At 75.2% G+C, this 12,523-nt stretch carries 7 protein-coding genes and 1 pseudogene; 3 read left to right on the top strand and 5 right to left on the bottom strand.

Going from position 1 to position 12,523, the window contains the following annotated elements; genetic code table 11:
* Position 1: 1 nt before the first annotated feature.
* Complete coding sequence (gene mug / locus MW084_RS22030; RefSeq protein ID WP_078571984.1) at positions 2-601, top strand: G/U mismatch-specific DNA glycosylase; 600 nt, start codon at positions 2-4, stop codon at positions 599-601.
* A gap of 125 nt (positions 602-726) precedes the next feature.
* A complete protein-coding gene (locus MW084_RS22025; protein WP_010473654.1) occupies positions 727-2,592 on the top strand; it encodes an SIR2 family protein in 1,866 nt (621 codons plus the stop codon).
* Between the two features lie 20 nt (positions 2,593-2,612).
* Here MW084_RS22025 and MW084_RS22020 read toward each other — a convergent pair whose 3' ends face one another.
* The 5 genes from MW084_RS22020 to MW084_RS22000 all read right to left on the bottom strand — a co-directional run bounded on the left by MW084_RS22020 (position 2,613) and on the right by MW084_RS22000 (position 11,233).
* Positions 2,613-5,324 carry an NACHT domain-containing protein gene (locus MW084_RS22020; protein ID WP_010473653.1) on the bottom strand — a complete coding sequence of 904 codons (2,712 nt, stop codon included), beginning with the start codon at positions 5,322-5,324 and terminating at the stop codon, positions 2,613-2,615.
* A 61-nt stretch (positions 5,325-5,385) separates the two neighbouring features.
* Positions 5,386-6,645: an FG-GAP repeat domain-containing protein gene (locus MW084_RS22015; protein WP_010473652.1), complete on the bottom strand. Its 1,260-nt coding sequence runs from the start codon at positions 6,643-6,645 to the stop codon at positions 5,386-5,388.
* The gene (gene iolE, locus MW084_RS22010; protein WP_010473651.1) at positions 6,642-7,622 is read right to left on the bottom strand and encodes a myo-inosose-2 dehydratase; all 981 of its coding nucleotides are present in this window, start codon (positions 7,620-7,622) and stop codon (positions 6,642-6,644) included. The genes MW084_RS22015 and iolE overlap by 4 nt, the downstream gene beginning before the upstream one ends.
* Positions 7,623-7,645: 23 nt before the next feature.
* Positions 7,646-9,346, bottom strand: coding sequence for a GMC oxidoreductase (locus MW084_RS22005; RefSeq protein WP_010473650.1), 1,701 nt, complete (start codon positions 9,344-9,346; stop codon positions 7,646-7,648).
* 24 nt (positions 9,347-9,370) lie between these two features.
* Positions 9,371-11,233: a glycoside hydrolase family 15 protein gene (locus MW084_RS22000; RefSeq protein WP_010473649.1), complete on the bottom strand. Its 1,863-nt coding sequence runs from the start codon at positions 11,231-11,233 to the stop codon at positions 9,371-9,373.
* An 854-nt stretch (positions 11,234-12,087) separates the two neighbouring features.
* Here MW084_RS22000 and MW084_RS21990 point away from each other — a divergent pair.
* Positions 12,088-12,523 (top strand): annotated as a pseudogene (locus MW084_RS21990) (GNAT family N-acetyltransferase); the annotation flags it as partial.

Here is a 12,523-nt window from a genome sequence, read left to right as displayed (position 1 = left end):
CATGGCCCCGCGCCGGTTCACCGACGAGGAGCTTCGGGCCGCTCGCGACCTCCCCCAGGCTCGGCTTCGCTCGCCTGGGGGCACCCCCACCATCCCCGACGTGGTCGCGGACGGGCTGTCCGTGCTCTTCTGCGGCATCAACCCGGGCCTGATGTCGGCCGCGACGGGCCACCACTTCGCCCGGCCCGGCAACCGCTTCTGGCCCGTGCTGCACCTGTCCGGCTTCACCCCGCGCCGGCTGGACCCGTCCGAGCAGGACGAGCTGCTGTCGTACGGGCTGGGCATCACCAACGTCGTGGCGCGGGCGACGGCGCGGGCGGACGAGCTGACCGACGAGGAGTTCCGCGAGGGCGGCCGGGTGCTCACCGCGAAGGTGGAGCGGCTGCGGCCGCGCTGGCTCGCGGTCGTCGGGGTCACCGCGTACCGGGTGGCCTTCGCCGACAGGAAGGCCGCGATCGGCCCCCAGGAGCGGACGATCGGCGGCACGCGGGTGTGGGTCCTGCCCAACCCGAGCGGGCTGAACGCGCACTGGACGGCGCGGACGATGGCCGAGGAGTTCGCCCGGCTGCGCGAGGCCGCCGAGGGCGACCCGCCCTCCTGACAGCGGCGGGCGGCCGGGGGCGGCGTACGGCGCCCCGGCCCGCCGCCCTCATCCCGGGGCCGCNCNNNCNCCGCCGCCGGCCGTGCCGGGAGGCGGTCCGGGGGCCGTCGGCGCACAGTGGGAGCATGACGGACCACGACAGGCCGGCGGCGGCAGCGGCGGTGCGGGGTCTCGATCCCCTGGTCTCGCTCGCCATGTGCGTACGGGCCGGGCCCGGCGTGTACGCGCTGCTGCTGGGCGCGGGCGTGTCGCGGGACGCCGGTGTGCCCACGGGGTGGGAGATCGTCGCCGACCTGGTGCGCCGGGCGGCCGTCGCGCGGGGCGCGGACGAGGAGCTCGCCGTCGCCGATCCGGAGTCGTGGTGGGCCCGCCACGGGAACGGCGGGCCACTGGGCTACTCCGTGCTGCTGGAGGCGCTGGGCGACACTCCCGCCGCCCGGCACAAGCTGCTGCGCGGCTACTTCGAACCGGACGACGAGGAGCGGCGAAGCGGGCTCAAGCAGCCCGGGGCGGCGCACCGCGCGGTGGCCCGGCTGGTGGCACGGGGCTGGGTGCGCGTGGTCCTGACCACCAACTTCGACCGGCTCACCGAGCAGGCGCTGGAAGCGGCGGGGGTGCAGCCGCAGGTGGTCCACGGTCCCGACGGCCTGCGCGGGATGACGCCGCTCGCGCACGCCCGGGCCACCGTCGTCAAGCTGCACGGCGACCTCGCGGACCTGGAGGCCCGCAACACCGAGCGGGAGCTGGAGGAGTACCCCGCCGCCTGGGCCGGGCTGGTGGACCGGGTGCTGGACGAGTACGGGCTGATCGTCTGCGGCTGGTCCGCCCAGTGGGACCGCGCGCTGGGCGCCTGCTTCGAACGCCGCGCCACCCGCCGCTACCCCGTCTTCTGGGCCGCTCCGCACGCCCCCCGGGGCAGGGCCGCCGAGCTCGTCGCCCGGCACGGCGCCCTGGTCGTCCGGGGGCTGACGGCGAAGGAGTTCTTCCCCGGCCTGCTGGCCCGCGTCGAGGCCCTGGAGCGCCTGGCGGAGCCGGCGCCGACCCGCGAGCTGTCCCTGGCCCGCCTCAAGCGCGCGCTGCCCGACCCGGTCCGCCGCATCGAACTGCACGAGCTGGTGGACGCCGAGGCCGTGCGGGTGGTGGAGCGCCTCTCGGAGGGGGGCGGGTACCCGCCCGGTGAGCGGATGCCGGACCCGGGGGCGTACCGGGAGGGGCTGGAGCGGTACCGGAGCGACTGCGACACGCTGCTGCACCTGCTGGCCGCGGGCGCGTTCCACGACGAGACGGGGGCGCACACGCGGGTGTGGGTGCGCGCCCTCCAACGGCTGCTGAACGTAGGGGAGGAGGCCGGAGGGGGGCAGGGCCCTCCCCGGCCGCACCTCTACCCGGCCCTGCTCGCCCTGTGCGCGGCCGGCAGCGCCGCCGTACTGGCCGGCCGCGACGACCTGCTCGGCCGGCTGCTGCTCGAACCGGCCCTGGCCCTTCCCCCCGCACCCGGCGACGGCCCGCACCGGGCCGCCGCCGAACCCCGGCCCGCCGTGCTGGCCCTGCACACGGCGGACGTCCTCGGGCCCGGCGAACGCCTCAACGCCCTGCTGGACGAGCCGCACCCGCCGCCGCTGGCCCAGGCGGCGCACAGTACGTGGCTGCGCGAGCAGCTGCGGGACGTGCTCGCCGAACCGGCGGCCGACAGCGACCGCGCCCTGTCCGACGCGTTCGACTGCTACGAGTACCTCACCGCGCTCCTCCAGGTCGACCTCTCGGAGGCACCCGCCCCGCTGGGCGAGTTCGCCCTCCCGGACCGCTGGGACGGCGAGGGGCGGCTGCGCGTCGCCGCGCGCGTGCAGGCCCGGTTCTCCGAGACCTGGCCCGTGCTCCGCAGCGGCGCGTTCGGCGGTGAGATCCATCGGGCCCACACCGCCGCGGCCGTCGTGGACGCGCTGTGCGCGCAGCACTACGCGGAGGCCGTGGGGCGGGAGCCGTTCCGGTGACACGGCGCCCCGCCGGGCCGTCACGCCCGGGCGGCGCCGGCCCCGGCGGCCCCGTCCGCCGGCGCGACGCCGCCGACGATGCGCTCCCTGAACTCCGCGTGGCAGAACTGGTAGACGGGGCCGACGCGCCTGAGGACGCTGAGCAGCCGGGCGTCCTCCATGAACGCCAGGGGGTGACGGGGCAGCCGCCGGGCCGCGGCGAGCCGCAGACCGCTCTCCCGGTACGCGAAGTAGGCGGTGTCCGACGCGGCCAGGAGCCCGGCGGCCAGTCCGACCGACAGGTTCGCCTCCGGGGTCAGCAGCGCGTAGCCGACGGCCTGCACGGCCGGGACGCCGCTGTCCGTCAGGTCCGCCTGGGCCGTGACGGCCCATTTGAGCAGGAGCGGCACCACCGCGAACGCCATGAGCGCGACGGCGGCCGCGCGGTCGCCCCGGACCGTGGACTGCGGGGTCTCCTGCTCCAGGTCGGCGGGGACGCGGGCCCAGCGCAGGACCGCCAGCCCCGCCCCGGACAGGACGCCGAAGAAGACCCCGAGGGAGCCCGTCACGGAGAACCTCACCCACCAGGACAGCTCCTGGATCCAGGGTGCGACGAGGGCCAGCAGCACTCCCAGGCCCATCCCCCACAGGAGCCCCCGGCCCAGGCACGCGGGGAGCATGGCCCACAGCAGGCGCCTGGGGCCGCGGAAGTCCATCCGGGTCGGGCGGGAGGAGCCGCCGGCCGGGTCGAGTCCCGCCATGATCCCGGCGATCAGCAGGAAGACGCAGGTGTGGAAGGTCGCGTCCTTGCCGACGAAGGCCAGCACCCCGGCCGGGTCGACGAACGAGAAGTCCGTGAGGGGCCGCCCGGTGACCTGGCGGACGGACAACTGCAGGAAGGCGCCGGCGAGTCCGGCGCCCAGCCAGAAGAGGAGGCCGAACACCAGGACCCTGCGCGCCCGGGAGGCCCGCCGCCCTCCGGCGCGCGGACGCCGCCCGGCCCGCCGGCGGAGCAGTGAGACGCCCCGCACGCCGAGGGCCAGCAGCGCCATGCACAGGGCCCAGGCGAGGCCCGCCCGGAGCCCGGTGTACGGCGCCACGCCCGCCCCGACGTCCGGGTGCGCGCGTTCGACCGCTCCCGCCCAGCGTTCGACGACCGTTCCCACCACGGCGGAGAGCGGGAGGACGACGGCGCAGCCGATGCCCAGGCGGCGCGCGGCCCCGGCGAGGGCGCGCGGGCGCCCCGGGGAGTACGGCGGGGACGCGGACGGCTGCTCCGCCCCGCCGGCCGCCCAGGCCAGGCGGATCACCGCCGTCGCCGCGAGGCCCGCGGCGAGCGCGACGGCCAGGGACCACGCCAGGCGCGCGGGCGGCGGGAACGCCCAGAGGAAGTGCTCCGCCGCCGTGCACCCCGCGCCCAGGCCGACCGTCGCCCCGGCCACCGGTCCCGACAGCGGCCCGGCGGGGTCCGGGGGCAGCGCGCGGCGCAGTTCCCACCAGGCGATGTCGTCCGTGCCCTGCCGCTTGGTGTGCGCGGCGAGGAAGGCCAGTGCCGTGCGGGCGTCGTCGGGGTGCCAGCGGGCGGCGGCGGTGCGGCGCGCGTCGGGGACGGACGGGTCCGAGGCGGTCGGCGCCGTGGAGAACGCCGCGGGGACCAGCGCGTCGAGCAGGTGGCGCCGGAGGGCCGCGGCGTCGGCGCAGCGGAGCAGGTCGGCGGGGTCGCCGGCGGGTGAGGCGTAGACGGTGCGGGCGAGCCAGACGTTCAACGGCACCGACAGGGCCCGGGCGACGGTTCCCTCCGGGTGCCGGGCGAGTTCGTCGATCACCGGCTGCCAGGCGGGGATGCGCCGGGGCGGGACGGCGCTGCGCAGGTAGTCGGCGACGTCCGCCGCCCTCACCGGCTCGGCGACGACCACGGCGGCGGCGGTGACCACGTCGGTCTCCGCCACCGCCCGCCGGTACTCGTCCCGGCGCGAGGCGAGCACCAGCGGGCCGTGCACGGAGACGGCGTGGTTGACGGCGGTCAGCGCCCCGGGCCGCAGTTCGGCGGGGATCTCGTCGAAGCCGTCCAGCACGGGCAGGACCCGCCCCTCGGCGACCAGTTTGCGTGCCGCGTCCCGGCCGTACGTCTCGTGGTTGCGCAGCGCCGGGTAGTCCTCGCGGACGCGGCGCGCCAGCCAGTCCGGCAGCGGCTCCCTGCGGGGGTTCCACGGTGCCAGGTCCAGCAGGACGGGGACGGGCTCGCCGGGTTCCGGGGCGTTCAGGAGCTCCCGTACCAGCAGGAGCGCCAGGGCCGTCTTGCCGGCGCCCGGTTCGCCGAGGATCACCAGCCGCCGGTGCGGCAGGGCGCGGAACGCCGCGGCGAAGGCGCGGACGTCGTCGCTGCGGCCGGACAGGGTGCGGCCGACCATCCGCAGGTGGTCGCCGGCCTCCGCCTGGTCGCTGCGCCAGCGCACGGCCAGCGGGTGGGGGTCCAGCAGGCCCCGCGCGGCGGCCTCCTCGGTCCACTGGCGGCGCACCATGGCGGCGAGCGCCTCCGAGGCCAGGTCCAGTTCGGCCCGGGTGGCCGGCTCGGCGGGGCGGGAGCGGTGCCGGGACCAGCTGAGCAGGCCGGCGACGGCCGAGATCAGCACGCTCAGGGACGTCGCGGCCGCCTGGGCGTCCGCGCCGATCACGAGGGCCACCACCGTGACGAGCACCGCGGCGCCGACCGCCGCGGCCGCCCAGGGCCACCACCTTCTGCTGTACCTCATAGCGCCTCACAGCGGATCTGCGCGGTCCGGGCCGGTGCGGTGGGCCCGGCGTCCCGCGTGGCTACGGCCCGGCGGTGGCCCCCTCGATGGCGTTGCGGAACAGGCAGAGCTTGGCGTTCTCCGCGAGGAAGTACTTGTCGACCTTGTAGGCGATGGTGGCGAAGTCGAGCCGGCCGTCCCCGTCGAAGTCGCCGACGGCGATCCGCGCGGCGCTGTCGGAGGACACCCGCCACTTGGCGAACACGCCGGCGGTGACGTCCAGCGCCTTGTAGTAGAAGACGCCCTGCCAGGGGTACGGCCCGCGCAGGGCGACCAGGAACTCGTCGTCGCCGTCGTTGTCGAAGTCCGCGCAGACGACCTGGTGGCCGGGGCCCTCGCCGAGTTCGTTGGGGTCGCCGAAGACGTCCAGCACGACCCGGTGCCAGGTCGCCTCGGCCACGGGGGTGCCGTGCCGTTCCTTGACGTACACCGCCACCGTGTTGCCGTGGAAGGGTTCGGTGGCCGCGACGTAGGCGTGCGGGTCGTCGCCGACGCGTCCGGCGCCGACGTCGCCGCTGCCCTTGAACCCGGTCCGCTCGAACCGCTCGTGTTCGCCGGAGCCGATGTGGGTGGTGGTGAACCGGTGTTCGCGCTCGTCGTGGTGGAGCCAGGTCACGCCCTCCTCGGAGGCGAGCAGGACCGAGTCGAGGTGCTCGCTGCCGGGCAGCGGGTTCCGCCGGATCTCCCCTCCGTGGAGCATGCGGAAGTGGCTGTCGTCGACGACCTGCTTGTTCCAGGGGCGGCGTACGTCGTCTCCGGGGCTGAACAGCACGACGGGGACGAGGGCGTGGACGTGCCGGGCGCCCACGGTCGGCAGGCCCATCAGCTCGGGTGTGCGGGTCTGGGTGAAGTGGCCGAGGCGCAGCCGGTGCATGGCGGTCTCGCGGCCGATGTAGTGGCGCTTCCAGCGTGCCCCGGAGTCGGGGTCCCCGGGGTTCTCGATCCAGTCGATCTTCCCGCCGCGGGGGTCGGGGTCGTCGATGCGCCCGCCCGGGCCGTACAGCTCGTAGCAGACCGCGATGTCGGGGCGGCCGTTGCCGGAGATGTCGGCGAAGTGGGCGCCGATCGGCATGTGGAAGCCGTCGGCGACCAGTCGCCGCCGCCAGTCGGGGTTGCGGTACCAGTAGATCTCGCCGAGGTACAGGCCGTGGCCGAACAGGTCGGGACGGGTGTCGCCGTCGATGTCGGGGGCCTCCAGCCAGTAGCCCTCGACGAGGTCGTCCTGCACGACCTCCCGGGTGAAGCGGGGGACGCGGATGTTCAGGGGGGTGCTCGCGCTCATGGGGTTGCCTCCCGTGGGGGTGCGGCCGGGTCCGGTCGGCCGAGGGCCCGCGCCAGGTAGGCGTGGGCGGTCCGGGCGTAGTGGAGCGGCGGCTGCCCGCCGTGCGGGTCCTGCTCGGCCTCCACCACCAGCCAGCCGCGGTAGGAGTCGCCCGGGCGGAGGGCCTCGAGTACGGCGTCGAAGTCGATGTCGCCGTCGCTGTCGCCGGGCACGGTGAAGATGCCGGCCTCGATGTACTCGCGGAAGCTGCCGTCGGCGAGGGTGCAGTCCCGGCGGACGCCGCCGCGGACGTTCTTGAGGTGCACGTGGGCGATGCGGTCGCGGTGGCGCTCGACGATCTCCACCGGGTCGGCCCCCGCCCAGGCGAGGTGGCCGGTGTCCAGCAGGAGGCCGACGTGGCGCGGGTCGGTGTCCCGCATGAGCCGGTCGACGTCCTGCCCGGTCTGGACGCCGGTGCCCATGTGCGGGTGGTAGGCCAGGGCGAAGCCCTGGCTCGCGGTGATCTCGCCGAGCTTGTCCAGCCCGTCGCACAGGTCGGCCCACTGCTCGTCGGTGAACTCCGGTTTGTTGCCGCGCAGGCTGAGTGCCTGGAGGTGGGCGGACCCGCCGGTCTCCGCGACGCCGATGACGCGGGTCCGCACCGGGGGGTCGCCGGCGTTGAACCGCTTCAGGAACTCCAGCACCCTCAGCAGTTCGCGGGCGGTGCGCTCGGGGCCGTCGGGCACGGTGAAGTACGTGCTCACCCACGGCTCGCTCACGCTGAGGCCGCGCAGGTGCATCGCGGCGATCAGCGCGTCGACGTCGGGGGTGAAGGTGTGGCCGATGCTGCACCCTTCGAACCCGGCGAGCGCGATCTCGCTGAGGCACTGCTCCATCGGGATGTCGTTGCCGATGAGCGGGAAGTCGTCGTTGGTCCAGCAGGTGGGGGTGATGCCCAGGTGGATGCCGTCCGGGCGGGGGGCGGTGTGTGCCGGCATGGTGGGGGTCCAGGGGTCGGGAGTCAGTGTCCGGGGTGGCCCTTGAGGATGGTGTCGGCCGCGTGCAGCGCCGTGGCGACGCTGGTGAGCGTGGGGTTGGAGGCGTTGCCGAAGGGGTGCAGGCCGTTGCCGCCGAGGTAGAGGTTGTCGATGTTCCAGACCTTGGAGTACTCGTCGACGACGCTGTCCAGCGGGCTGGTGCCCATGCGGGTGGTGCCCGCGATGTGCAGCGGCAGGCCCGGGGTGAGGAAGACCGGTTCGGAGCCGGGCATGAAGCCGCCCAGCGCGGCGGCGGTGCGCAGCATGTGCTTGTTCATGCGGTCGGCCTCCTTCCGTTCGGCCTCGTCGAGGCAGAAGTGGAAGGTGGGCTGCGGCATGTCGAAGGTGTCGTGGATCTTGCGGGAGAAGACGACCTTGTTCTCCGGGCGGGGGCGGGAGATGCCGAACCAGCGCAGGTCGACGATGAGCCGGGGGTCGACGTTGGGCGGCACCGCGCCGTAGGTGAAGGCGTCCCGGTGGATCTGGCAGTGCCAGGGGCGCCCGCCGGTCACCGGCAGGACCAGGTTGGGGTCCCGTTCGGAGGGCGGGAAGGGCACCGGGTCGGCGGTCTTGTCGCCGGAGTGCAGCCGCTTGAGCTGGGCGGCGCGGTAGCGGGCGACCCGGTCGGCGGCCTCGTCCCCGCTGCCGGGGACGGTCCGCAGGATCTCCTCGACGCGGTCCATGTGCTCCCGGTGCAGCACCACCTGGCAGAACGACATGGGCTGTTCGGTCAGGTAGCGGCCGAGGGCGGGCAGGGTGACGCCGGAGTTGAACAGCAGTTGCGGCGTCGGGACGGCGCCGCACGCCACCACGTACGTCTCGGCGCGCAACCGGATCTCCTCGCGCACGTCGCGCAGGTTGCGCACCACGGCGTGGCGGACCTTCCGGTGCTTGCCCGAACCGGTGATCTTCAGCCCGACGCACTGGTGCTCGGGCAGCAGCGCGAACGAGCCCTGCGGCGGCGTGTGGGCGGGGTCGGCCAGGTCGCCGAGGACGGTGTCGGCGGCCGACCACGTCACCGCCGAGGTCCGGGCGGAGTCGGCGCGGTCGCTGACCGCGAGGGGCAGTTCGGTGACGTCGGCGAACTCCTCCCCGGCCCGTTGCAGCACCCGCTTGACCAGCAGGTGGCGGGCGGAGGCGGCGAAGACGGAGGTGCTGCGGGCGAGCAGGGACTCCGCCTCGTCGTACAGCCTGTCCATCCGCTTCTCGTCGATGGGGTAGCCCCGGCCGCCGTACCGCCGTTCCACTTCGGGGTGGAAGCGGGGCACCGCGCAGGTCCAGTGGGTGGCCATGCCGCCCACCGCGTACGTGGCCGCCGCCGCGGGCAGGTTGACGTACCCCCGCTGCTCCGGGTTCTGGTTGCGCATCGAGAAGCCGGCGTACTTGTCCGGGTCGTACGAGAACGCCGACGGGTCGAGCGTGAGCACCGGCTCCCTGTTGGTGGCGGTCGACAGGGGAAGCAGGTTGCCCCTGATGACGGAGACGAACAGGTCGATGTTCTTCTGGAACAGGTAGCTGTTCTTGAGGTGTTCGCCGTAGCGGCGGGACAGCTGGGCCCCGGCGTCGATCATCAGGACGTTCCTGCCCGCCTCCACCAGTTTCCGCGCGAAGGCGCACCCGACCGGGCCGCTGCCGATGATCAGCACGTCGGCCTCGCGGTGGACGGGTGTGTCGATGTCGTTCATGGGCGTCCTCTCGGCTCGACCGCGTCAGTGGCGCGCGGGGCCGCGGTGTGCGGCGGGTGCGGTGGTGCCGGCGCCGTCTCGGGCGTCGGCGTGCCGTCCGTCCAGGCAGGTGATGTCCGTCGTGCCGCTGAGCCACAGCGCGCTGTTGACGAGGCCGACCATGCTGAACGCCTGCGGCGTGTTGCCGAGGTGGCGGCCCGTGGCCGGGTCGTACTGCTCCGCGAGCAGCCCCACGTCGTTGCGCAGGTCCAGCAGCCGCTCGAACAGTTCCAGGGCCTCCTGCCGCCGGCCGGTGCCGTGCAGGGCGTCGACGAGCCAGAAGGTGCAGACCAGGAAGGTGGCCTCGGGGCCGGGCAGGCCGTCCACGCCGCCGTCCGCCTCCGGCAGGTAGCGCCGCAGGAAGCCGTCCTCGTCCAGTTCGCGGCGCACGGTGTCGACGGTGCCGCGGATCCGCGGGTCCCGCCAGGGCAGGAAGCCGACGCGGGGCAGCAGCAGGAGGGCCGCGTCCACGCCCTTCGACCCGTAGAACTGGGTGAAGGTGTTCCGTTCGGCGTCGAAGCCGTGCTCGCAGACCTCCCGGTGGATGCGGTCGCGCAGCTCCTCCCAGCGGTCCACCGGGCCCCGGTGGCCGTGGTGCGGCACCGAGCGCACCGCCCGGTCGACGCCGGCCCAGGCCAGCGCCTTCGAGTGCACGAAGTGGCGCGGTTCGCCGCGGACCTCCCACAGGCTGAGGTCGGGCTCCCGCCAGTTGCCCTCCAGGAAGTCCAGGAGGGCCAGCTGCATGTCCCACGCCGTGTCGCTGGCGGCCATGCCGGCCTCGCGGCCCATGTAGAGGCATTCGAGGACCTCGCCCCACACGTCCAGCTGGAACTGGCGGGTGGCGGCGTTGCCGACCCGGACGGGCGACGAGTCCTCGTATCCGGAGAGCCAGTCGAGTTCGTACTCGGGCAGCCGCCAGGTGCCGTCGAGCCCGTACATGATCTGGAGGTCGGCGGGGTTGCCGGCGACCGCGCGCAGCAGCCAGTCCCGCCACCGGGTCGCCTCCTCCAGGTAGCCGGTGCCGACGAGCGCCTGGAGCGTGAACGTGGCGTCGCGCAGCCAGCAGTAGCGGTAGTCCCAGTTGCGCGGGCCGCCGATCCGCTCGGGCAGCGAGGTGGTCGCCGCGGCGACGATGCCCCCCGTGGGCCGGTACGTCAGGGCCTTGAGGGTGATCAGGGAGCGCCGTACCGCGTCCTCCCACGGCCCGCGGTAGGCGCACCGGCCCGTCCAGGACCGCCAGAACCGCTCGGTGGCCTCGACGGCCGCCCGCGCCTCGACCGGCCTGGGGCGGCTGACCAGGTGGGACGGCTTGTGGGTCAGGACGAAGGGGACCTGCCGGCCGGCCTCGACGGTGAACTCCGCCCGGGTGGTCAGGTTCTCCCCGTGCACCTCCACCGGGGTGTGCAGCCAGAACCCGTCCGGGCCGGCCACGGCCCGCAGTCCGCCGCCCGCGCGGTGCACCCACGGGACGATCCGGCCGTAGTCCGGGCGCAGCCGCAGGTCCATCCGCATCGTCACGCGTCCGCTGAGTCCTTCGACCAGGCGCACCACGTCGGCGGCCTCGCCCCGCAGCGGCATGCAGTCCACGACGCGCACGCCGCCGTCGGCGGTGTGCCACTCGCTCTCCAGGACCAGGGTGTCGTCCCGGTACCGGCGCCGCGTCGCGGGGCCGCCCCCCACCGGGGCCAGCAGCCACCGGCCGGCGCTGTCGTTGTGCAGCAGCGCGGCGAAGCACGCCGGCGAGTCGAAGCCGGGCAGGCACAGCCAGTCGATCGACCCGTCGCGCCCCACCAGCGCACCCGACTGCAGGTCGCCGACGAAGGCGTAGTCCTCTATGGCACTGACCATTCCGACGCTCCCTCGCACCGGCCGGCGGTCCGCGTCCGCCTCGCGCGTGCGCGCCGCACGTGCGAGGCGCGGGGACGGCGACCACCGAGACCCGTGTGCCGCCGCTCCCGGCGCCGCCCGGGCGGGGGGACGAAGCGGGCGTCCCCAGGGCGGGACGGCACGCGAACGAATGTTGATCGATGTACCACCCGGGCCGGAACACCGGGCGTACGCCGGGCACCTGCGGGCGGGACCACAACCCGCGCGGGTCCCCGGACACCTCGTCCAGCGTGGCACACGACGGGAACGGGCGCGATTCGTCGCCCGCGGCCGGCACGCGCGGAAGCGCTCCGGGGACGGGCCACGGGCCTCCCGGGCCGCCGCGCGGCCCGGCGGCGGACCGGCGGCGGACCGGCGGCGCACCGGTGGCGCACCGGTGGGACTCCGGCCGGCCGACGGTCCGGGCGGGGGTCCGTCACGTGCCGCGCCGGCCGCGGGCGGAGCACGCGGTCCACGGGGGACACCCGGTACCGCAAAATGCAAAAATCAACCTTTAAGCGCCCACATGCACGCTTAACCAGTGAGTCACACACCGTTCGTGATGGCGCAACACCGCTGCGCCAGAGTGCCGCCATGACCCGGACGACCGAAGCGCCCGCCGTTCCCGCGAAACGCGCCCGCCACCCCCGTCGGCGGCACCTCGCCGAACTCGTGGCGCTGTCCGCCGCCGTGGCGTTCGCGGTCGCGGCCGCGAACGCCCTCGCGCACGGTCGGCACCCGCTCGCCGCCCCCGCGGCGGCCCTGGTGGTCACCGCCGTCCTCCACACCCGGCGGGCGCGGCGCCACGGCCAGGCCCCGCCGGACCCGGTGCCCCNGCGGGCGCCGGCCGCCCCGGACCGCCCGCCGGCCGCCGTCCGCGACGAGGAGGCGGAGCAGGCCGGGGCGGGGACCGCGCTGTGGCGGATGCGGACCACCGTGCGCGACGAACCGGGCAGCCTGGCCGCCCTGTGCGGGGCGCTCGCGGAGCTGGGAGTGGACATCCTCACCCTCCAGACCCACCCGCTGGCCGACGGGACCGCCGACGAGTTCCTGCTGCGCGCCCCCGCGCCGCTCCGGCCGGACGCGCTGACCCGGCGGGTCGCCGAGGCGGGCGGCGTCCGCACGTGGATCGAGCGGGCCGACGCCCACGAGCTGGCCGACACCCCCACGCGGGTCCTCGGCATGGCCACCCGCACCGCCCTCGACACCTGCGAACTCCCTCTGGCACTCCGGCAGTTGCTCGGCCGCTGCACCATCCGCTCCCTCCCCGCC

Source organism: Streptomyces sudanensis (assembly GCF_023614315.1).
GTDB classification, from domain to species: domain Bacteria; phylum Actinomycetota; class Actinomycetes; order Streptomycetales; family Streptomycetaceae; genus Streptomyces; species Streptomyces sudanensis.
Note: the sequence above shows the minus strand (reverse complement) of the source record. Positions and strands in the feature narration are given on the sequence as shown.

Coding starts and splice junctions, on each gene's coding strand:
- MW084_RS22015 (WP_010473652.1), bottom strand. CDS start 6,645: ATGAGCGCGAGCACCCCCCTGAACATCCGCGTCCCCCGCTTCACCCGG.
- iolE (WP_010473651.1), bottom strand. CDS start 7,622: ATGCCGGCACACACCGCCCCCCGCCCGGACGGCATCCACCTGGGCATC.
- mug (WP_078571984.1), top strand. CDS start 2: ATGGCCCCGCGCCGGTTCACCGACGAGGAGCTTCGGGCCGCTCGCGAC.
- MW084_RS22025 (WP_010473654.1), top strand. CDS start 727: ATGACGGACCACGACAGGCCGGCGGCGGCAGCGGCGGTGCGGGGTCTC.
- MW084_RS22005 (WP_010473650.1), bottom strand. CDS start 9,346: ATGAACGACATCGACACACCCGTCCACCGCGAGGCCGACGTGCTGATC.
- MW084_RS22020 (WP_010473653.1), bottom strand. CDS start 5,324: ATGAGGTACAGCAGAAGGTGGTGGCCCTGGGCGGCCGCGGCGGTCGGC.
- MW084_RS22000 (WP_010473649.1), bottom strand. CDS start 11,233: ATGGTCAGTGCCATAGAGGACTACGCCTTCGTCGGCGACCTGCAGTCG.